This window comes from Tamilnaduibacter salinus, assembly GCF_003096655.1.
In the GTDB taxonomy this organism is placed as follows: Bacteria; Pseudomonadota; Gammaproteobacteria; order Pseudomonadales; family Oleiphilaceae; genus Tamilnaduibacter; species Tamilnaduibacter salinus.
In genome coordinates, this window is the sequence record NZ_QEKQ01000010.1 from 118,278 (window position 1) to 139,088 (window position 20,811).

Here is a 20,811-nt window from a genome sequence, read left to right on the forward strand (position 1 = left end):
CTCATTGTCGTTACATAGAACCACTATGCGCCTCAAATGACCGTCAAAATGGCCTCGCAGTGGGACGATCTCGCCTGGCACGATTTCTACCGCGCAGACTCCTAGGCAAATCGTTCGGTACAAGCCCGTGTCAGTCGATCGTGAACGGCCAGCCATCGTTTTTCCCTGGGAGGAAGCTCAATCACGATCCGATCAACCGTTGTCGTGTCTATTGCATGCATTGCGGTGTAGAGCATGCGGGCATACTCCTGTGGATCGGCGCTGAGCATAATGGACTCATAGGCCCGCTCGCCCGGAGGAGAGTGCCACCAGATGACGCCAACCTTTTCCCCGGTCTGTGTGAGTTCGGGAAGAAGCCGGGTCATTCGCTCAGAGGCCACTCCAACCGTTGGTGTCACAGGCTGGTAGTGGCGTTTTACGCTCCCCGGTACCGCCTGGTTGACTCCTTGACCTGGTGCAAGCGTGGTTCCCAGGCAGGCTTCGATATCGTTTTGCGCAACGTGACCCGGTCGGGCAATCACTGGCGTGTCGCCGGTCAGGTCGACAATGGTTGATTCAATGCCCACCGAACAGTCCCCGCCGTCCACGACAGCGTCGATTTTCCCGGACAATCCCGCCAACACGTGCTCCGCCGTGGTTGGGCTGATCCTGCCATAGGGATTGGCGGAAGGGGCCACCAGATCCCGACCAAGTGTCTCCATGATCGCCAGCGTGGCGGGGTGCGACGGCATCCTGACTGCCACGCCCGGATTGCCACCGGTAATGAAATCGCTGACACCGCGTTTCTTTGGCAGTAACAGCGTGAGCGGTCCCGGCCAGAATGCCTGGATCAGGTCCATGGCGTTCTGCGGAACAGGGTCCACCCAGAGACTGATCCGACCCAGTGATGCCAGATGCACGATCAGCGGATGCCCGACCGGACGCTGTTTCGCCCCGAACACCTTCCTGACCGCCTGATCGTTGCTGGCATCGGCCGCCAGCCCATATACCGTCTCGGTTGGAACGGCGACGAGGTGGCCGGCACGAAGCAGGCCCGCGGCTTTCTCAACGTCAGTTGGCTGCGTTGCGTCTAACTGGATGGTCGTGGGCATAGGGTCTCAGGGGTTACAGGTTGGGCAATGTTCCGGTTTGGTTGTCACCGCCGCCACAGGACGGGACTCTGTGTAGTCACAAGCCTGGCAGGACCAGATAACGGCCCGCGGCCGTTGTGTCGGCGTATCGCAGGCACTGCACGGCAGACCTCTTTCAATATCGGTCATCCAGTATCCCGGCAGGGAGCACTCTGGACACAGGCTTTCCATTTTTGCCCGGAGATTCTCGGCCGCAAGCTCGATATTGGCCATTCTGCCGGGCGACTCATGGGCTCGGAGGTCGTACTCGACGAACACCTGTCCGGAAGGCGAGGTATCCCGCAGCGCTCTGAACAGGGTATGGATCTCCTGATGGTCCCGCAGTCCTTTGTAGATTTCAGGGTTCCCGGCATGTTCGGGCCGCATCACCACCCCCTGACCTGTGGGGCAACGGTCCAGAAGCGCTTGCAGTTCCTCCGCAGATCGGACGCTGACCTGCTCAAGCCCAAAAGGCGCACTGTGCTCCCCGAACAGAGTCACATCCCGCTGCGGATCATACAGGCAAACCACCTCCAGGTTGATGCAGAGCAGGCTACCGCCAAACGCCCCTTCGCTGCCGAGGCCGATACCATCTTCGCCTTGCGCCGCCGCAATTCTGGCCTTCTCCAGCGCAGTCTCCCGCTGACCGGCGAAACGTTCTGTTTCCCGGGTAAAGGTCCCCAAACGATCGGTGTCAAAGCAGCTGTCGCAAGTGATCGACAACCCCAGCGGTTCCAGCGGCCCTGCGATGGCTGGCAACTTGCCGTGCCGGGTGAGCAAGACTGCGGAGCGGCCGTCCCAGATCGTCATCAAGCCTCTCCGCTTTGTGCACCTGTCTGGCCCGAACGAACCGCCACAGTCTGCCAATCATTCCGATAAAACCGCTCAACCGAAGTCTGCTCGTCGTCGATCCGGAACAGATACAGCCAGTCGTTATCGACCAACTCCTGCACGACCTTGTGTTTTTCAGCGATCTCAGCAATGGCTTCCCTCGGTGCCGCAATGTACACGCTCAGGCGCAGGGGTTCGTGAACCCAACGCTCGCCATCGTGTACCGACTGCAGCGGCAAGCCGATTCGCAAATCGCCACCGTTGCCTTCAAATACGCCGATATGGCCACCAACCACGTTGTGCAGGACTTTGTTGCCACTGCCGTAATGCCGGTTGTCGGTAACGGACATGAAGTACTGCAGGTTGATCCAGTGAGTGACCACCATGGGCGCCGTCATGATCAGCTCCAGGGTGCTAAAGCCTTCATCCTCGCGCCAGCGGTAATCGTGGAGGAAGCTGCGTCCACCCAGATCCAGGTGTCGCGTGGCCGCACGAGGTGCCACGATAAAGCTGGCGTTACCGGCAAGCCCCCATTCAGGGCGCACCTCGGACCAGTCTTGACTGCGTTTTTTGATGGCGCTGTCGACGTCATTCTCACTCGCGATCCCAAGACGGATGGCGCGTTCACGACGTGCCTGGGCGCCGGCACTCGCCAGGAACTTGCGGATTTCCTCGGGTACGCCATCGGCGCAATCGACCTCGTCGGTGGTTGTGTTATGCAGCGCCCCGACAAAGCGCGTTTCGGGGGGGATCGAAATCCCCTGCTCCGCCAGGGCCTCACGCACCTCCTTGTCGTTCAGGATGCCCGCGAGCACACGCACGTTCACCGAGCCGGTCTGTCCGCCGCAGGCGCCGCAGTCGAGACCCGCCGCATGAGGGTTGTTGCGCGTACGGCTACCGTGTCCAACCAGCAGTACGGTGGGAGCAAACTGATGAGTCAGGGTCATGGCCCTCAGAATCCCCCCAACCAGGTCTGCTTTTTCTTTAACGCCCAGCAGGTTGCCATTCTGACGGATTTCGAATTCGGTCTGCCCCTTGTGGAGCTGGTCAACCGGGTTGTCCGATGACTCTCCTAAAAAGGTCTTGCGGACCATGCGTCCCAGACCTGCCAGCCCCATACTCTCAATAAAGCTGAAACTTGCCGGGCCGGCATTGGAAAACTGCGACCAGTGGGAATGGTTGACCAACGATTGCCTGCTGAAACTGACGGCAGGTTCGGACTCCGTGACCTCGAGCGCCGGTGCCAGCAAACCGGGTAACTGCGGCCGACAAAACCCGGTGCCTTTGGGCCGATACGAGATCGGGAGCCCGAAGAATCCGGCAAATCCGAGCGTCTGGATCGCGGGATTCTGGGCTTCCAGAGCGCGGCGAAAGACCTCCGAGCGAACATCGATGCAGAACGCTGCCTGTAACTTAAGCGGCTGATCGTCCGATAACGGATGCTCAGGTTTTGACAGCAGCTTCTCTGCCAGCCTTGACTGATAGGCCGCCTCAGCTTCGGTATGCTGACGCCAGCCTATGGTTTGCGATTGCTCATGGGTTTTCAACATCTCAGGCCAGGCGTCCCACTGTTCGAGCCAGCGCTGTTTCAGTTCAGCGAAGATGGCTCCACCAACGTGCTGAACATGTCGCCAAATCGCCAGCTCCCAGGCAAGCCGGATGGCCAGCAGGCCGGGCAGAAGGTCTTCCTCGCTCGACTCTCCACTGCCATGCAGCCTGGCCTGCCAACGCAAGTAGGCAGCCCAGGATGACCATCCGTTGATATCCAGCAAGAGAGCATGAGCGTAGTCCGAAGCATAGTCAGGTCGCGGTGCGAGGGCGTTGAAGGCATCAACGATCAGCTTTTCATGCTGATCGGGCAAAACCTGAAATTGAGAAGGCAACGAGGGTTCTTCCATGACGATGGCAATGCCGCGGTCAGCCCGGGTCATCTGCAGCCAGCTGTGATACAGATCCTGGGCATCCGCTTTGAAATCACCGGCATCCAGACGCTGGAAGTAGTCGCCGCAAAACTGGCTGATCTGGTGTACGACCTCGTCCTGCCAACCGACGTGGTGGGCGGTATCGCGGTTGCGATCCAGTTGGGCGCTGAGATTCTGCCAGTGCTCAGGCATGCTGGCGGTTTCGGTCGCAGCCGGGCTGCCGTTGCCCTGTCCTTCAAGAGCGGCCTGATTCTGGCAGCAGGTACCATTGAGTGCCGCCATGCGCGAGGCGACACTGGTGAACGGCCAATCCCGCATTTCCCAGAACGGGTTAACCGCAATCATTTGATCCAGTGGCCAGGAGGGCGCGATGCGCTCGCAGGCATCCGTGACCGCGGCCTGCCAATCTGGTGTATCGGCCTTCGCTTCGGTGATCGCCTTAAGGCTGGGCACTGACATTATGTGGACTCCCTGGAACCAGACGTTGAAGAGACGCTGACCACAGCCCGGGGCCGCACGACATCAGGCAGTTGTGCCGGCCAGATTTTCAGGGTCAGGCGTGTGGACCACTCATCGAGGTAGCCTGCAGCAAACAGAAATCGATAAAGCCGGGCACCTGCGGGCGAGGAACGGTGATAGCGAATCTGGTAGTAGCCACGCACCAGGAGCGCGATCAGGGCGGCAACAAAAACCACTTCCAGCAGGCTTGCCTGACTCTCCGGTGGAGCGAGCACCATAGAGAAGAAGGTTTTCTGAAACCAGTACAGGGCCCAGAAGACAGTACCGATAATCAGGCCACGGGCAACGGTGAGAACGCCGCCTGCTGCGGACAGGAACTCTGAGAGCAGAATCGTCAGGGCGATACCAGGCACAACCCATGAAAACACGTGCGCCATGGCTGTTTCATTGGACAGGAGGACCGTCGGCAGCATGAACAGACCCGACAGAACGGCGGCAGACAGCCAATGCCTGGGTCCGGGCTCGTTGATCGCCACCAGACGTTTCTTGATGGACAACTCGACGGTATTGCCCGCGTTCAGAAAGGAGTGTGCCTTGTAAGCGGAATGAGCCACCAGGTGCAGTAGAGCCAACTCGTAAAGGCCCAGAGCGCATTCAACCAGCATCCAGCCCATCTGTGAGCAGGTTGACCAGGCCAGCCTGACCTTGATGGAAATACGGGTCATCATGACAAGGCTGGCGAAGACCGCGGTGGGACCAGCCACTGCGAGCAAAAGCCACTGAGCCGCGTTGACCTCTGAAATGAGAGGCGCCATCAAAATCATCAGGAAGCCGCCAAGATTCACAACGCCTGCGTGAAGGAGCGCAGAAACCGGCGTGGGTGATTCCACCACCTGAATCAGCCAACCATGGAAAGGCACCTGAGCGCATTTCAGCAGTGCGGCCACGGCCATCAAACCCGCGGCGATTTGCGAACCAACGGGCACGCCCGTTGAAGCGGATACCTGAGCCAGAATCCGATCAATAAACGGCGTGTCGTACTGCACGTAAAGCAGGAGAAAGGCAAGGCCGAGGCAAAGCTCTGCAATTCGCGCAAAAATGAATTTTTTGTGCGCAGCCAGAGCAGCGCGCGGACGATCAGGGAAGAACATCAGCAGCTGGTGCAGGCTGACGCTGATGGCAATCCAACTGACGAGGAACACCAGCAAATGGTTGGTGATGGCGATCATGGCAACGCTGGCAAGAATCACCTGCAACCAGATCATGAAACGGCGCTGGCCGGGATCCCCCGCAAGATATCTCTCCGAGAAACGCCCCAGCACCATTCCCAGCAAGGTAATGAGTAGCAACATGATGGAGGCCAGGGGCGTGTGATTAAACCAGACGCCATCGACGGACCACCACCCGCTTCCGACAGCAGCGGCCACAGCGAAAACAAATGCAAGCTTGAAGGTCAAAGACCGCGCAAGACGTTGTCTCTGGTTGGTTGCCAATCCGCTTGCAACTGCTCCGGTCGCGAAAAGCAGCGGTACCAGCAGGGAAAACAAGGATTCGATCGCCTGAAAACCTACCATGCAAGGACCTCAGAATCAGAACTAACGAGTACGCGTAGTATCCGAGGGTTTTTGTTTGAATAAAAATATATATACCTGATCGTTTCGTTCTTTTTTTTAGAATAAATATCAGATACGACCAGCCTTGCACGGGCATCTCAGACAGTGTCGACCGCACCAGTGACAACTGAGACCGAGGAAAGGCGGGAAGCGGACGAATGCCCTTAACAAACGTTCGCAAGATTTCAGCATGCCAGACGAAGCCCCCGGCAAGACGCGGCTCGCCAGGAATGGCAGTCGCCGTTGCCACGGGTCGCATCCCCCCCAGAGAACTTTGAACGCCAGCGCAATCCGATTCAGTCACTCCGGCGTATTCGCCAATACGGTTGTCGGGCAATCTTGCACCGAGCCGTCAGATAAACAAAAAGAGCGCAACAAGGGGAGTTCGATATGAAAAAGCCTATTTTAGTGACGTCAATAATGGCCGCTTCCGTCGGATTGGGCGGCTGCTTTGCCAGCGCTACCGATAGCAGCCCGACGGCCGATCTGAGGGTACTTCATGCCTCACCAGACGCACCCAGCGTTGATGTGCTGATTGATGGTGAACGGGTTCTGGAGGATGTCAGCTACCAGTCCGGATCCGATTACCTGACCGTGGACCCCGGCAATGCGCTGGTTGAAATCCAGGCAGGCGGCGAGACGGTTATTGAGCAGACGGTGACCCTAACCGAAGGAGGCTCGTTCTCGGTCATCGCTCAGGGCACCCTCAATGCGGAAGATGACGCCGAGTTTGGCCTGAATGTGCTGGACGATACTGATCGACGCGATAACGGAACGAATGATGTAACGGTGTTGCATGCCGCACCGTCGCCGGCAGCGGCGAGCGTCGACATTTACGTTACTGGCCCGGGCGACGAACTGCCACAGGCCCCCACGCTGAACGACGTCTCCTTCGACACGAACGCAACCCTGCCAGAAATAGCTGACGGTGATTACCAGGTCCGCATCACCGGCGCCGACTCCCAGGACCCGGTGCTCTATGATTCTGGCGCACTGACCGTCAATACAGACGTAACGGCCGTCGCCGTGAACAGTACCCAGAGTGCGTCGCCTGTCAGTCTCCTCGTTTGGGCTGAATCTGATCCGGCGGTGACAACCGTGCTGGACAACTCAGCGGAGGTTCGAGTCGTTCACGCGGTTGATGCCGCTCCCGTAGACGTCTTCGTCGACGGGAGCAAGATCAATGGAGCGGAACCCTTCGAATACACAGACATTCTCCCAGTACAGAGCGGAGTCCGCGCAGCGTCTACGGCTGAACAGGGTGGGCAATACCTGACCGTTGAGCCTGGGGAGCGCGCCGTTGCAATCGCAGCCGCAGGCCAGGGTGTGGATAACGCGCTTGATTCGCTGTCCGGCACACTCACGCTGGAGCGTGGCAAGTCCTACACAGTCGTTGCTGCAGGCGACGATCAGGACCTTCCCAATGCTCAGCTTATCGTCCTTGAGGACCGCCGCACTGCGTCGGACAGTAATCAGGCCGATGTTCGCCTGGTGCACGCGGCCGCGGCTGCGGCAGCCGATCCGGTTGACATTTTTGTGCTCCCGGACGGGGAAACCCCGCAGTCACCAACGTTCGATGATGTGACCATCGGAGAGGACACCGGCTACAGCTCGCTGGCGAGCGGCACTTACGACTTTACCGTTGCCGCCGATGGAACGACAGCCAACGTGGTGCCGGGTACCCAGGACGTTCCGATTCAGGGCGGTCAAGTGCTCACCAGTGTCGTGGTGGGTGATGACGTCAGCAATCTGGAACCCATCGGTCTGGACGATTCCCGTCCCTGATGACCTGTTACCTGGCTAATACAAAGCCACGGATGATCCAACGATCATCCGTGGCTTTGTCCGCGTTTCCAGTTAACTCCCATCATACTGGTCACCAGTGCCTCCTCAGACAGGTTCACTGACCTGAAAACGACCTGAAACAGGCACTCTGACCGAGGATGAACCGATTAGGAAGGCAGACCAAGCGTTATAGTGGGCCCCAAACTTCGGCATGCTCTACGCCTTACAAGTCAGCCGCACCATCATCTCGCTGTACCCCCGGACAAAGTTGGACTGAACGCATTTGGGCTCGGAGACCACGTCGATCGCCTCGAAGCGCGCCAGCAGTTCTTCCCAGAGAATGCGCAGCTGCAACTCCGCCAGCCGGTTGCCCGATGAGTGGGTGACGTCAGCGCCCTGCGGGCCTACATCTGACATTCCGGCAGGTGCATCACCAGACCGTCGTGCTCGGTGCCCGAAAGCGTCAACTGACAGGCCAGGCGCGAGTTGGACGCGGTTTCGGGATTGAGCGCCAGCACCTGTTGCTCATCGTCCTCCATCATCCGGAGTGTGCCGGTCCACGCCGGGTCCACCAGCACATGGCAGGTGCCGCAGGCGCAGCACCTGCCGCAATCCGCATCGACCCCCGGCACGCCCCGGGTCGTGGCGATCTCCATCAGACTGTGGCCGTCCTCAATGTCGACAAGATGCTCTGTCCCGTCGTGCTCCACCAGCCGGACTGTGCCCATAACGACCTCGCTGTTATCGGTTGTGTTCGTGGCGCCCTGATGGCTGCCCCGTTGCCTGACCATTAACCTACTTTGGAGGCGGCGGAAAGCGGTGTCGGCGGCGCGCTAATGCACGCCATGCTGGCCGAAGGCGAGGACGGGCCGGTCAAGCAGAAGATGGGCGAGTTCATCGACATCATCCACGCGACCGTACTCATGGCCGGCGTCTCAGAACGGGCACCCGCCGAAGACGTCCGCGCCGCCCTCGCCCACCTGATCATGGGCGAATTCACCCGCATGGCACTGGGCCCGCGGGCCGACGGCCTCTGGGGGGACGGCGATGGCGTCACGCCTTTATTCCGGAGTTACTTCATTGAAGGCGAAGCGGCACGGGGAGATGAGTGATCCGGTTTCCGGGCACACTCGGTTGTTCCGTAAACGCCGATCCAATCTTGTTAGGCCCCGATGGCCCGAGGCATCCAAACTGGCGGCCAATGCCATGACGGCGCCTCCCATCGGGCCTATACTGGGCGTCATCAGGTAATCCGTTTACACGGGATGAGCCATCGCAGGGAAGGCTTTTCTGGGAGTTGTACCGTTGTTTCGTACCGTCCTTTTCTGCGTATTCATTGGTCTGCTCTATTACGCGGGCGCTTACATCGGCGTTCACTACGCCGCGCTTCCCGACGGAATAGTTGTACTTTGGCCACCCAACGCCGCCCTGCTCGCGGCATTCCTCCTGCTGCGCTGGCAGCAGTGGCCACTGGCCGCCGTCTGCGTCCTGATCGCTGAAATTGCCGCCGATGTGCCGGTTTTCACGGTGCTGGAGGCGACACTGTTCGGACTGATCAACATCACCGAATGCACCATTGCCGCGACCCTGATTACCGCCCTGAACCGGCTCCGCAGTCAGTCTCACTCCTGGCAGTCACCGCAATCCATCCTCATATTCCTGATCACGGTGGGCGCCATTGCCTCGCCCCTGGCCGCAATCGGTGGGGCGACCGTCTATACCGTCCTGATCGGGGCAGAAACGCCGTTCCTTTCGCTGTGGCGGCTCTGGTGGGTGGGTGACAGTACCGGTCTGATCGTGCTGACCCCATTCCTTCATATGTTCATGACCTTCATTCGCGAACAGCGCTATACCCATCGACCGTCCGGGCGCAACACGCTGGAAGTGACCGCGGCGTTCGTAGTGACGATGGGCGCTTGCGCACTGGTATTCACCTCCGACATGAACACCGAGTCGTTTCTGGCCACGACGCCCTTTCTGGTGCTGGCCGGCCCACTGTGGATTGCGGCCCGGCGCCCTGCCTTGCCCGCCGCGTTCCTCTCGGCCACGGTCGCCCTGTACGCCGCCTTCTCCACAGCGCACGGGCTGGGCCCGTTCAGCGGCAGCACCCCGACCTACAATGCCTTGATGGCCCAGGAGTTCACGGTACTGTTCACCCTCGCCGTGCTGTTCACGAACTCCATGATGGCCCAGAAGCGTCGACATGAGGCATCACTGCGGATTCACCGGAGTGCGATCGAGGCCGCCGCTGACGGCATCCTCATCTTTGATGCCCGGGACGATCACCCCATTCGCTACTGCAACCCGAGCTTTTCCCGGATTACGGGCTACGAGAAAGGAGAGGTTCTGGGCGAGACCGGCCGGTTTCTGATAACAGAGGAAACAGACCGGGCAGTGATCGCTCAGATTGAAAACGCCCTGCGCCACAGCAGACCGTTTCAGTCCGATCTGCTGAGCCGGAAGAAAGACGGCAGTCAGTACTGTGCTCAGCTGAGTATCGACCCCGTCCACAATGACGAGGGCCGCCTGACCCACTTCGTGGGCGTCATTCGGGACATCACCGTCTCCGTTCGCCAGAACCGTCAGCTAGAGGAAGCGCTTGAGCAGGTCCGCCTGTCCAATGCGCACCTGGAAGAGCTGGTCAGTCAGCGCACCAAAGAACTGGAGCGGGCCAATAAACGCCTCAAGACCATGGCCATGACGGACGAGCTTACGGACATCCCCAACCGCCGGAAACTTCTGGAACACGGGAATAAAGAAATGGCCCGATGCCAGCGCCAGGGGGAACATTTCGCTGCGCTGGTTCTGGACATTGACCATTTCAAAACGATCAACGACGACTACGGCCATGAGATCGGTGATCAAGCGTTACGGTGGTTTGTCAGCGTCGTGCAGAGCGAACTGCGGGCGATGGACTTCATGGGGCGCTGGGGCGGCGAAGAATTTCTGATCCTCACTAGCGGGAATGACGAGCAGGATCTGGAAACGATGGCTGACCGCCTACTCCGGGCTGTCAGTGAGACCCCGTTTACGTGGGACGGTCAGTCGATACGCATCACCACGTCCATCGGGGGCGCCCTCTATTCCGATCACGAGGCGCTGGAAACGCTCATCCAACGTGCCGACGACGCCCTATACCGCGCCAAAGACGGTGGCCGGAACCGTTTCGAGTGCGCCCAGCGGGATGAGCAACCGGGGCCACAGCTCGTGTAGTTCAGGGGGTCGGGTAGTCCCCGGGGGTCTAAGTCCACGGGGTCAGATCGATTTTTCTTTAACACGCATCATACTGGTCACCAGTGCCTCCTCAGACAGGTTCACTGACCTGAAAGAAGCTCTCTGCCGCTCAGATTATCGCCTCCATGACGAGGTTCTCGGACCGCATCAAGAATCCGACGCACTTTGGTTGAGGCATACGAACTTGCCGACAGGCTGTTACGGCTCCTCCGTTATGCGTGCCCAAGTGCCGTCGTCGCGGATGCGACGTAACCCTTCGTTGAACCGGAGAACCGTTTGCGCGCAGTCCGGGGTATTTTTGTGGCAGGTCAGGTGCAGGCTGTAAGAGGTGATGAGCCTGTCGGTACACAGCCGGATTTCGCCACGCTCGTCGCGCAGCGTTCCATCCATGATGTGCCGGGCCACCCTGGGATTGGTTACGGCCAAATCCAGGCGGTCGGCCAGCAGCATACGCAGGAGATTCTCGTCCCTGGGCGCCACGACGATGTTGAGGTCGTCACGCAAGTCCTCGATTCCGGAGGGCAGTTGGTAGCCATGGACCACACCGATGCGGTAACCGGTCAACTGGGAGATGGACTGCCATTCGATGTCAGAACCGCACCGCACAGCGAACACGTCCTTGCTGGTCATCAGGGTGTCGGAGTGGTACCAGTCCCTGTTCGTATCACGCCCCCAACTCCACCCGAAGGACACAGCGCCTTCCTTGTCTGTCGCCCTGCGCACACGATTCCACGGCAAGCGTTCAATTCGGACGGGTTGGTTAATACTGGCAAAAGCGGCCATGACAACCTCCGTCATCACCCCGTTTTCTTCCTTCTCCGGGTTGACGAAAGGCGGCCAGACACCGGTCAGCAAGGTCAGAGGTTCCTCAGCCTGAACAGGAACCGCCAGAGAAAGCACGAGAACGAGAAGGCACCGCAGACGCTTTAAGGAACCGTAACGGGCGTTGGTTTTGCGGGAGTTATGCACGACTGGGACCCCGGCATTGGCAAAAACTGACACGTCAGGAGTCTGCGCGGTAGCAATCGTGCCAGGCGAGATCGTCCCACTGCGAGGCCATTTTGACGGTCATTTGAGGCGCATAGTGGTTCTATGCAACGACAATGAGCGCTCAAAAGGGACCGCAGAGGGGCGGTCGCAGCGGTGCGACTTTCTACAACGCAGACTCCTGAATCAAGCGTAGCCGCTGTTTCGCGCTCAGGCTACGCTTTGCCGGGTGTTGGTCACCAGAGTCCAGCTGTCACCAGGGTCAGATCGATGTTTCTTTGGCCACTAACGGCTCAGGCCGACCACTCGCAACCTGACCAATCTGGCATCACCTCGACCTGTTCCCTTCTGTCGTGATCTCAAGCGGCCTCCTCCCCGATTGGATGCGCTGATCAGTGTTCAACCGCCCCGCGCCCTTGATCAGTCACGCCAAGCCGGACCGTCAGCCCGAGAGCCTGAACGGCCTCCTTAACGCCAGCCGATTCCTCTGGATGCAGAGCCTGCTCAACGTGGATTGTGGCATTCCCTGCCTGTGGATCCACTGAAACAACCCTGCCGACGACGCCTTTCTTATTCAGAACGGACGCCACTGCATGCTCAGCGGCGAATTGACGAAGCCGGTAGCGAGCGATTTTCCCGATGGCCGTGTAAGGAAACTCATCGAGTGGCAGTATCTCTTTCGGGCGGGCAGGTGGTTCATTGATCTTTTCGGCAATAAAGTCCTTGAGCTCGCTGCCCGCTGCCGCTTCCCCGTCATGATAACGGACGTAAAGTACTGGCAGCTCGCCGGCATAGGCATCAGGCATCGCGATAGCAGCCGCCTCAGCGACTGCCGGATGGCTCATCGCCACCTCCTCAATCACCATCGGATCAATGTTGTGGCCACCGCGAATAATAATGTCCTTTGAGCGGCCTGTGAGCCTGATATCCCCCGTCGGTTCGAGGACCGCAAGATCACCGGACCGGATCCAGCCATCCACCTCTTCTTTTTGGAAACCGTGCTCTGTCAGGTATCCGGCGAAAACATGGGGACCGCGGACATAGAGTTCTCCTGATGCGCCGGATTCCAGCGGTGCGCCAGGCTCTCCCAGTGATACTTCGGACAGAGGCACGGGCTTTCCGGCACAAGGCTCTCTTCGAGGACCGTCAATCGCCTGATTGCAAACAATGCCGGCGGTCTCTGTCATGCCGTATAGCTGACGGACCGGGCAGTCAGTCGCCTTTTCGACGCGCTCCGCGAGAGCCATTGCGAGAGGCGCCCCGCCGGTAACAGCAGCGCGTAGCGTCGACCGTTCGTAGCCATGCCGAGGCGCATCAGCGATGGCGGATAGCATGGTGGGAACACCACCAATAATTGTCCCCTCCACCCGGTCGAGTATCGACCAGATGTTCTGGATGACGTCCGGGTTTCTCAGCCCCAGAGCAGTGGGAAATACGACCGTGGACTCAGCGGCGATTGAGGCCAGCACAACATCAACCAGGCCCCCGACATGGAAAAGAGGCAGCCCACTAACAATGCGATCTTCCGACCGGTACCCGAACCCCGAAGCCGCCATTAGCCCGCCTGCCGCCAGGTTTCTCTGTGTCAGGCCTGCCAACTTCGGTTCACCGGTGGTTCCCCCCGTATGAATCAAAGCGGCGACACGGCGCGGGTCGGGGTCTGGCTCTTCCGGTGCAGAATCGTGGTCCGCCTGGCCAACGAAGTCACCCCAACTGATACTCCCCGGTGACGGTTCCGCACCGAACGGCAGCTCGACGAGCGTGATGCCATCCGATTGCTCGACAGCCTGACCCACCCGATCCCTGACATCGATCGCAGGGTGCTCCCCCATGGTAATCACCAAACGGGTCCCGGCCCTTTTGAATTGAGCGGAAACGGCCTCGGCTGATAGCAGCAGATTGACCGGGAATGCCATCGCCACACTGGTGGTGGCAATCAGCGCAGACACGGCCTGAGGTATCAGTGGGAGAAATACCGCAACACTCTCATCAGGTTGAACGCCAACAGCCCGGATGGCGCCAGCCACCTTCTGCGTTTCAGTCAACAGGTCGCGATACGACACCGATACCGGTTCATTGCTGTCGGCGGAAGGAAGATAGACAAGGGCCGGTTTGTTCGGCTGGCGGCTCGCAGCGCGCCTGAGAAGCTGCAGTGGCGTCGAGTGTTCGTGAAGCAGCTCACGGACGGCTCGGGTTTCGATGGCCGGATTCATTGTTGTTCTCCATTTGTTCGGCTTTGAGCGCTTTATCGGGACACGTCCGGCGCAATCGGATCGCCAGAGTCACGCTCTTCGACGGCCTTTTTGAATCCCACTTCCTCAGCGCGCTCTTTGAACCAGAGACCTTCCGGAGAATGCCTGGCAACGCCATCGAACAGTGAGGCGAACATTTGGGTGGTTTTCAGCCCCATATTGTCGAGTGCCGAGTTGATCATCAGCTTGCTCATCATCAGCTGATTTCTCGGAACCCCAGTGATCCTGCCGGCAAGCGTATCAACGGTCTCGTCCAGCTGGTCCGAGGGCACCGAATCCAGCACGAGCCCCATTTCCTTCGCGGTTTGACCATCGACCAGATCGCCTGTGAACAACATTCGCTTGGCCTTCTCGGCCCCCAGTCGATAGACCCACATCGCCGGGGTGGGAATCCCCCAAACCCGGGCGGGCGGATACCCGATTTTCCCTTCGTCGGTCATCACAACCAGATCACAACACAGGGCGATATCGCTGCCGCCAGCGACGGCATAACCGTTGACTTTTGCAATCGTGGGCTTGTTGGAATGCCACAACGACATGAACTTTTCGGTATTGCCGTACATCAGCTCGAAATCAACCATGGGGTCCCAGGGCATTTCCTGCTGCCCCTCATTAGCGCCCTCGGCCTGGGCGTATTGCTTCAGGTCATAGCCGCTACAGAACGAACTGCCTGCGCCTGTGAGAACAATAACGTGGACGTTCTTATCGCGGTTTGCTGAATCCACTGCCTGGGATAGTTCCGATGGCATGTGTGCGTCGATCGCGTTTAAAGCCTCCGGACGATTGAGCACAATAGTGGCCACACGGTCTGCGACCGAATAGGAAATACTGTTGAACGACATCGCTTCACCTTTTTGTTACGTTTTTATGCATAACCGTCCATTGAGTGTAACTTTTAGCACATGAGTGTCAATTTGAGCCCACTTGATCTGCCGGAAATGACCCCGCGACTCGTGATTCTGGATGTGCTTTCTGCCGCCGGAGGAATGGCCCTGAGTGCTCCCCAGCTTGCTCGAAGCGGTGAAATGATGGGCTTTACACCGGGGTCAATGCGTGTGGCAACGAGCCGACTCGCGTCAGAGGCGTTGATAGAAAGCCCCCGGCGCGGCGAGTGGAAACTCGCAAAAACAGGGACCTGGATCGAGGAGCAGACACGGTGGACTCGGCTTCAGGATCTGGTCCAGCCGTGGCAGCAGGATTGGTGGGTTGTCATGACACAGCTCGTACCACGCGCCAGCCGACCGAAATGGCGGAAACACGAAAACGCGCTGTGGCATCGAGGCTTTGTAGAAGCCAAAAGGGACTACTTCATTCGACCTGCCAACCTCGCTCTGAATTTCGAACAACTGCTTGGTGAGCTCAGAGCGCTGGGGATGGCCGAGGCGTCGCTGGTCTTTCGAGCCACTGAGGTGTCAGACTCACCGGATCTCGCGCTCTGGGACACCACCAATCGGAAGGCGCTCTATCATGCGCTCTGTATGGAAATCGAGTCGCTGGCCGACTCGGATAAACAGGGTCGCGATTCCGACGCCTGTCGCCACTTCCTCAGGGTCGGCCGAAAAGCCATTTGGGCTTTGAATACGGATCCGTTGCTCCCTGAAAGCTGGGGAACCAATGCAGACCGGGACAGGCTGGTCGCCCTGATGCCCGGTTTCATCACCCAAGGCAGAAAGCTTTGGCTCGAACAATTGGACTTGGCCTGAGCGCCACCACATGGTCCGCAAGCCAAAGGGCTTTCTTCAGATTCACAGACCGGCGCACGCCAGCCAGGATCAGGGTTTCCCTCAAGGAGGCTGACATCATGCGCTTTCCTCTCGCGGTGGTGCTTGTTGCCCTGACGCTGGTCGGGTGCTCCTCGCGTCAAATGACGTGTATTACTTCCAGGCCTCCCGCGCAGAACCTCGTGCCACAGGACTCTGCCCCCATTGGTCACCGGACTTCGAAATCAATTCGACGCGGCCCCGACCAATGCGCTCCAATAGGGCCCATCACGAACACTTGATTGAAGACCTATGCCAAAGTCCAAGAAAAAGCCACAGCCATCACCACAAACCCAGGAAGACGCCAGGGCAATGGCCAAGGCGACCCAGCGTCCCGGCCAAACCAAGGAACAGACCAAGCTGATTGCCCAGGGCATTGAGAAAGGCATCGAGCAGTACAAGAAACAGCAAAAGGCCAAAGCCCGGGAACAAGACAAGCAGCGCAAGAAGCAACAGCGCCAGCAAGCCGCCACCCAGCCGGAAACCACCCCACCCGAGCCGGAAGTCCGCCACCGCCTGCCATGGCTGCCCTGGACTTTGCTGTTGCTGACCTGGATTGGCTTCGGGGTCTTTGCCGTGTGGCGGGGTGGTGGCTAGTGTCCCCAACGTCCGTTACTTCCGAAAGACCGAACGGGGCGCCCTGACCGATGCGCCTAACCGCATTGCAGCCAAGCGGTTAGGCCGGCGTCCATCGATCAGGATGACTCGCACCAGGAGCATGAATACCGTGAGCCAATGCGTTTTTTGCCAGATTATCGAAGGCCAGCTGGATGATTCCCGGGTCTATGAAGACGACGACTGTATCGCCATCATGGACATCCACCCCCTGGGTAACGGGCATGTCATCGTGATTCCCAAGTATCACCACCAGCACATTACGGCTTTTTCCCCGGAGCTGGGTGACCACCTGTTCCGCATCGCCCAACGCATCCTGCGTGCCCAGCGCACCCTCGGCTGGGGCCTTCAGGGCACCCACATCCTGCTCAATGATGGCCCCGCGGCCAATCAGACGGTGTCGCACTGCCACATCCACATCATCCCGCGCCAACGCGGTGACGCATTACGGTCGATGGGCCGCTTGGCGCTTCATGTCACCGGGCTGTTTGGACCCAAGGCCGCGCGCAAGAAGCTCGACCGCCAGGCCCGAGCGCTCCGTGGCGCTCTGAATGACCTGGAGCCGGCTGAGGAAGCGGAGGGGTAAGCCGGGGGCAAGTCACCTTGGATGGCAGCTGCATCAACAACCTTTCGCCTGAAGCGTGGTCGCTGATGTCCAGGTTTGCAAGGCTCCCTGAAAGTCATCAGGCAGTGGTTTGGTAGCGCAGCCCCACAATGCCGTCCCGTCCTTTTGTCTTGGCATGATAGCGGTGGTCATCATCAGCAAGAGACAGGCGTCCCGGTTGTGGCCCCGCTGAACCACATGAGTCGGACCACCGGGGAGAGACATCCGTTTCTTCTCGGCATCCATCAAATCCTTTTTTTCTTGTTTGAGCCGGTCCGTTGGCTCCTCATCGCGAGGCCTACCGAAACCCGGGCCGGCGGCCCCAGTTGGTTACTTTTCAATCAATCCGACCCTTTTAACTCGTGATGGAACATCCGTAACGCCGACAATAGCGCCGTTCCGCCCAGCGATTGTAGGCCGCTTCGGCCAATGTCCGCACGCCGGGAAGGAGCAGCAGCCGGAACAGGAACCCGAGAGGCGTATGGCTCCAGGTCTGGACCATCGCGCGCAGCCCAGTGCGGTAGATACCCTCGCCGTCAAGCAGGTGCAGCCGCTGGAGCAGGTATTCGAGGGGAATGCCGGGCCAGGTTGCCGGGTCCTTGAGACCATGCACATCAATGAGCCTCAGGTCATGCCCGCCGATGCGCCGCAGCAGGCGGATTTCCTTCATGCAGAGCGGACACTGGCCGTCATAGAAGAGTGTATCCATCGAGTGTTCCCATGCAGACTGTGGAAGCAGTGTTTTATACGGTCAGGCACTCCGCGTGGACCAGGAGGGGGTCAACGTCAAGCGTGTATGGAGCTGGCTCTGAGGGCCGCAATCGAGGGCCCGGCTCCTGTCAGGCAACTCTCTCCAGACGTCCGCCAGGCTCGCCTCTGGAAAGTTTCCCGAAGCGCGGGCCCGGAGGCCCAGTGGGTTACGTTTAAATCGCCCTGCCCCCCCCTTTAATACGGTACCGCAAACGGGTGACTCGCCTTTGGGCTGAATTTTGCTATGGTATAGAGACGAAAATTTCGAGACCCCCGATCACATGGGCACGTCCGCGCCGTGTGGAATCCGATGCCGGTGGTCAGGCCTTCTCGAAAATCTCAGCAAATATCGGGGGTCGAATGAGAAAAACGAACACACTGGTCGTATTCAGCGCCATGTTGGTTCTGACCGCCTGCGGCGGCGACAGCGGCGGAGGGTCTTCGTCCTCCGGTGATCAAAATCAGGTGCCCGTTGCTTCGGACGACACGGTTACGCTGGACGAGGACGACAGCGCCACCATCGACGTGCTCGCCAACGACAGCGACCCCGACGGCAGCCTAGACCCCGCCACCGTGGTCGTACAGAGTGCGGCGAGCAATGGTAGTACCAGTGTCGATACGAGCACCGGTGAGATCACCTACACCCCGTCCGCCGACTTCAACGGCCCGGACAGTTTCAGCTACACCATTGATGACGATAGTGGTGCCACCTCAACGGCAGCCACAGTCAGCGTGACCGTCAATGAAGTTATCCCACTGGCGCTCGATGTCACCTTCCCGACCCCGGGCGCGAACCTGGGAGGCGTTGATAGCATCTCAGTCTCGGGCAAGATCCGGGATACCGACGATGGCACTGTGGAAACCAACGATATCAACTACATCGACGTTAACGGCACCCTCGCCTCGCAGCCCATGAGCGATCCGGCGATATGGACGGTCTCGGATCTATCCGTCGGCGACCAGATCAACGGCACCGTTAATGCCGAGGTGGAATCGAGTTCGGGCGAGGTGGATTCCGTTTCCCAGGGGTTGGAAAATCAGCCGCTGCTTACAGCCCCAGATGGCATCGCCTTGGATGCCGATAACAACCGCGCGCTGGTGGTCGATAGCGAACTTGACGCCGTGGTCGCGGTCGATCTTGGCAACGGCGACCGCACCATCCTCTCTGACAGCAACAATGGTGCTGGCACTGACTTCAGTGCTCCGGAATCCATCGCACTGGATGCCGCCAACAACCGTGCGTTGGTGCTCGATCTTAGCCTTGGCGCCGTGATCGCGGTCGATCTTGGCAACGGCGACCGCACTATTGTCTCGGACAGCAACACCGGTGCTGGTACTAACTTATTATTTCCGCTATCCATCGCCCTGGATGCCGCCAACAATCGCGCGCTGGTGGGCGATAGCGACCTAGACGCCGTGGTCGCTGTCGATCTTGACACCGGCGAACGCACCATTGTCTCGGACAGCAACACCGGTGCTGGCACTGATTTCGATCGTCCGCTATCCATCGCCCTGGATGCCGCCAACGACCGCGCGTTGGTGGGCGATGGCGACCTTGACGCCGTGGTCGCGGTCGATCTAGGCACCGGCGACCGCACCATTATCTCCGACAGCAACAATGGTGCCGGTACTGACTTCAGCCTTCCGTTATCCATCGCTCTCGATGCCGACAGCAACCGCGCGCTGGTGGCCGATAGCGACCTTGACGCCGTGGTCGCGGTCGATCTTGGCACGGGCGACCGCACCATTATCTCTGACAGCAACAATGGTGCCGGTACTGACCTCAGCATTCCGTTATCCCTCGCTCTGGATACCGACAACAACCGCGCGCTGGTGGGCGATAGCGACCTTGACGCCGTGGTCGCGGTCGATCTTGGCACCGGCGATCGCACCATTGTCTCGGACAGCAACACCGGTGCTGGCACTCACGTCAGTAACCCGCGATCCATTGCTCTGGATGCCGACAACAACCGCGCGCTGGTGGGCTTTGATAGCCCTGGCGCCGTGATCGCGGTCGATCTTGGCACCGGCGACCGCACCATTGTCTCGGACAGCAACACCGGTGCTGGCATTGACTTCAGCTTTCCAGCATCCATCGCCCTGGATGCCGCCAACGACCGCGCGCTGGTGCTCGATAGCGCCCTTGACGCCGTGATCGCGGTCGATCTTGGCACCGGCGACCGCACCATTGTCTCGGACAGCAACACCGGTGCTGGCAATGACTTCAGTGCTCCGGAATCCATCGCCCTGGATGGCGCCAACGACCGCGCGCTGGTGATCGATGAGACCTTTGGCGCCGTGGTCGCGGTCGATCTTGGCACCGGCGACCGAACCAACCTCTCGGACAGCAACAACGGTGCTGGCACTGACTTCAGCTTTCCGGCATCCATCGCCCTGGATGCCGCCAACAACCGCGCGCTGGTGGTCGATTTCGACCTTGACGCCGTGGTCGCGGTCGACCTTGGCACCGGCGACCGAACCATCCTCTCGGACAGCAACACCGGTGCTGGCACTGACTTCAGCTTTCCAGAATCCATCGCCCTGGATGGCGCCAACGACCGCGCGCTGGTGGCCGATCCCGGCCTTGACTCCGTGATCGCAGTCGATCTTGGCACCGGCGACCGAACCATTATCTCGGACAGCAACACCGGTGCTGGCACTAACTTCTTATTTCCGGCATCCATCGCCCTGGATGCCGCCAACAACCGCGCGCTGGTGGCCGATGTCGTCGTTGACGCCATCTTTCTCCTCAACTTGGCCCCCGATGCCCCCGGCGACCGGGCAATCGTATCGAAATAAGCGACATGGCGGATCGTGGAGATGACCGCATCCCCACGGTCCGCCTGAGATAGAAAACCGCGATAAAAAACCGCGATAAAAAACCGGGACA

The 20,811-nt window shown here is 59.5% G+C and carries 17 protein-coding genes; 7 read left to right on the plus strand and 10 right to left on the minus strand.

The annotated features are described in order from the left end of the window. Positions 1-101 precede the first annotated feature (101 nt). The 4 genes from C8D92_RS14600 to C8D92_RS14615 are packed head-to-tail and all read right to left on the minus strand — an operon-like array spanning position 102 to position 5,895. Positions 102-1,091 carry an L-threonylcarbamoyladenylate synthase gene (locus tag C8D92_RS14600; RefSeq protein ID WP_116919808.1) on the minus strand — a complete coding sequence of 330 codons (990 nt, stop codon included), beginning with the start codon at positions 1,089-1,091 and terminating at the stop codon, positions 102-104. 6 nt (positions 1,092-1,097) lie between these two features. Further along, a complete protein-coding gene (locus C8D92_RS14605) occupies positions 1,098-1,919 on the minus strand; it encodes a DUF6671 family protein (RefSeq protein WP_116919809.1) in 822 nt (273 codons plus the stop codon). Beyond that, positions 1,919-4,321 carry a YbcC family protein gene (locus C8D92_RS14610; protein ID WP_116919810.1) on the minus strand — a complete coding sequence of 801 codons (2,403 nt, stop codon included), beginning with the start codon at positions 4,319-4,321 and terminating at the stop codon, positions 1,919-1,921. The genes C8D92_RS14605 and C8D92_RS14610 overlap by 1 nt, the downstream gene beginning before the upstream one ends. Continuing rightward, a complete protein-coding gene (locus tag C8D92_RS14615; RefSeq protein ID WP_116919811.1) occupies positions 4,321-5,895 on the minus strand; it encodes an NADH-quinone oxidoreductase subunit L in 1,575 nt (524 codons plus the stop codon). Before C8D92_RS14615 ends, C8D92_RS14610 begins: the two co-directional genes overlap by 1 nt. 429 nt (positions 5,896-6,324) lie before the next feature. On the opposite strand from C8D92_RS14615, the gene C8D92_RS14620 reads away from it, so the two are divergent. Next, a complete protein-coding gene (locus C8D92_RS14620) occupies positions 6,325-7,719 on the plus strand; it encodes a DUF4397 domain-containing protein (protein WP_116919812.1) in 1,395 nt (464 codons plus the stop codon). A gap of 216 nt (positions 7,720-7,935) precedes the next feature. Here C8D92_RS14620 and C8D92_RS14625 read toward each other — a convergent pair whose 3' ends face one another. Continuing rightward, positions 7,936-8,136, minus strand: coding sequence for a hypothetical protein (locus C8D92_RS14625; protein WP_243402466.1), 201 nt, complete (start codon positions 8,134-8,136; stop codon positions 7,936-7,938). Beyond that, positions 8,124-8,447, minus strand: a complete 324-nt coding sequence (locus C8D92_RS14630; protein WP_116919840.1) for a 2Fe-2S iron-sulfur cluster-binding protein — start codon at positions 8,445-8,447, stop codon at positions 8,124-8,126. Before C8D92_RS14630 ends, C8D92_RS14625 begins: the two co-directional genes overlap by 13 nt. A gap of 108 nt (positions 8,448-8,555) precedes the next feature. On the opposite strand from C8D92_RS14630, the gene C8D92_RS14635 reads away from it, so the two are divergent. Both C8D92_RS14635 and C8D92_RS14640 read left to right on the plus strand, forming a co-directional pair. Then, positions 8,556-8,831 (plus strand): hypothetical protein, encoded by a 276-nt coding sequence (locus C8D92_RS14635; protein WP_116919813.1) that lies wholly within the window; start codon positions 8,556-8,558, stop codon positions 8,829-8,831. A 193-nt stretch (positions 8,832-9,024) separates the two neighbouring features. After that, entirely contained in the window at positions 9,025-10,932 is a 1,908-nt protein-coding gene (locus C8D92_RS14640) for a sensor domain-containing diguanylate cyclase (RefSeq protein ID WP_116919814.1), read from the plus strand. A gap of 219 nt (positions 10,933-11,151) precedes the next feature. Here C8D92_RS14640 and C8D92_RS14645 read toward each other — a convergent pair whose 3' ends face one another. The 3 genes from C8D92_RS14645 to C8D92_RS14655 all read right to left on the minus strand — a co-directional run bounded on the left by C8D92_RS14645 (position 11,152) and on the right by C8D92_RS14655 (position 15,034). Continuing rightward, positions 11,152-11,808 carry a substrate-binding periplasmic protein gene (locus C8D92_RS14645; RefSeq protein ID WP_116919815.1) on the minus strand — a complete coding sequence of 219 codons (657 nt, stop codon included), beginning with the start codon at positions 11,806-11,808 and terminating at the stop codon, positions 11,152-11,154. 524 nt (positions 11,809-12,332) lie between these two features. Beyond that, positions 12,333-14,153 (minus strand): AMP-binding protein, encoded by a 1,821-nt coding sequence (locus tag C8D92_RS14650; RefSeq protein WP_116919816.1) that lies wholly within the window; start codon positions 14,151-14,153, stop codon positions 12,333-12,335. 32 nt (positions 14,154-14,185) lie between these two features. Continuing rightward, positions 14,186-15,034: a crotonase/enoyl-CoA hydratase family protein gene (locus C8D92_RS14655; RefSeq protein ID WP_116919817.1), complete on the minus strand. Its 849-nt coding sequence runs from the start codon at positions 15,032-15,034 to the stop codon at positions 14,186-14,188. A 72-nt stretch (positions 15,035-15,106) separates the two neighbouring features. On the opposite strand from C8D92_RS14655, the gene C8D92_RS14660 reads away from it, so the two are divergent. The 3 genes from C8D92_RS14660 (at position 15,107) to C8D92_RS14670 (ending at position 17,153) form a co-directional block, all read left to right on the plus strand. Further along, the gene (locus C8D92_RS14660) at positions 15,107-15,895 is read left to right on the plus strand and encodes a hypothetical protein (protein WP_133243137.1); all 789 of its coding nucleotides are present in this window, start codon (positions 15,107-15,109) and stop codon (positions 15,893-15,895) included. A 309-nt stretch (positions 15,896-16,204) separates the two neighbouring features. Further along, positions 16,205-16,549, plus strand: coding sequence for a DUF2956 family protein (locus C8D92_RS14665; RefSeq protein ID WP_095610642.1), 345 nt, complete (start codon positions 16,205-16,207; stop codon positions 16,547-16,549). A gap of 130 nt (positions 16,550-16,679) precedes the next feature. Continuing rightward, the gene (locus C8D92_RS14670; protein WP_243402468.1) at positions 16,680-17,153 is read left to right on the plus strand and encodes an HIT family protein; all 474 of its coding nucleotides are present in this window, start codon (positions 16,680-16,682) and stop codon (positions 17,151-17,153) included. 373 nt (positions 17,154-17,526) lie between these two features. On the opposite strand, the gene C8D92_RS14680 is transcribed toward C8D92_RS14670, so the two are convergent. Next, the gene (locus C8D92_RS14680) at positions 17,527-17,880 is read right to left on the minus strand and encodes a thiol-disulfide oxidoreductase DCC family protein (RefSeq protein ID WP_116919821.1); all 354 of its coding nucleotides are present in this window, start codon (positions 17,878-17,880) and stop codon (positions 17,527-17,529) included. A gap of 341 nt (positions 17,881-18,221) precedes the next feature. Here C8D92_RS14680 and C8D92_RS14685 point away from each other — a divergent pair, with 341 nt between their 5' ends. Continuing rightward, positions 18,222-20,720, plus strand: a complete 2,499-nt coding sequence (locus tag C8D92_RS14685) for an Ig-like domain-containing protein (RefSeq protein WP_133243138.1) — start codon at positions 18,222-18,224, stop codon at positions 20,718-20,720. Positions 20,721-20,811: the final 91 nt, after the last annotated feature.

What these genes read in the sequence shown, in the direction of transcription:
- C8D92_RS14600 (WP_116919808.1), bottom strand. Translation starts at nt 1,091, where the DNA reads ATGCCCACGACCATCCAGTTAGACGCAACGCAGCCAACTGACGTTGAG.
- C8D92_RS14605 (WP_116919809.1), bottom strand. Translation starts at nt 1,919, where the DNA reads ATGACGATCTGGGACGGCCGCTCCGCAGTCTTGCTCACCCGGCACGGC.
- C8D92_RS14610 (WP_116919810.1), bottom strand. Translation starts at nt 4,321, where the DNA reads ATGTCAGTGCCCAGCCTTAAGGCGATCACCGAAGCGAAGGCCGATACA.
- C8D92_RS14615 (WP_116919811.1), bottom strand. Translation starts at nt 5,895, where the DNA reads ATGGTAGGTTTTCAGGCGATCGAATCCTTGTTTTCCCTGCTGGTACCG.
- C8D92_RS14620 (WP_116919812.1), top strand. Translation starts at nt 6,325, where the DNA reads ATGAAAAAGCCTATTTTAGTGACGTCAATAATGGCCGCTTCCGTCGGA.
- C8D92_RS14625 (WP_243402466.1), bottom strand. Translation starts at nt 8,136, where the DNA reads ATGTCAGATGTAGGCCCGCAGGGCGCTGACGTCACCCACTCATCGGGC.
- C8D92_RS14630 (WP_116919840.1), bottom strand. Translation starts at nt 8,447, where the DNA reads ATGGGCACAGTCCGGCTGGTGGAGCACGACGGGACAGAGCATCTTGTC.
- C8D92_RS14635 (WP_116919813.1), top strand. Translation starts at nt 8,556, where the DNA reads ATGCACGCCATGCTGGCCGAAGGCGAGGACGGGCCGGTCAAGCAGAAG.
- C8D92_RS14650 (WP_116919816.1), bottom strand. Translation starts at nt 14,153, where the DNA reads ATGAATCCGGCCATCGAAACCCGAGCCGTCCGTGAGCTGCTTCACGAA.
- C8D92_RS14655 (WP_116919817.1), bottom strand. Translation starts at nt 15,034, where the DNA reads ATGTCGTTCAACAGTATTTCCTATTCGGTCGCAGACCGTGTGGCCACT.
- C8D92_RS14665 (WP_095610642.1), top strand. Translation starts at nt 16,205, where the DNA reads ATGCCAAAGTCCAAGAAAAAGCCACAGCCATCACCACAAACCCAGGAA.
- C8D92_RS14680 (WP_116919821.1), bottom strand. Translation starts at nt 17,880, where the DNA reads ATGGATACACTCTTCTATGACGGCCAGTGTCCGCTCTGCATGAAGGAA.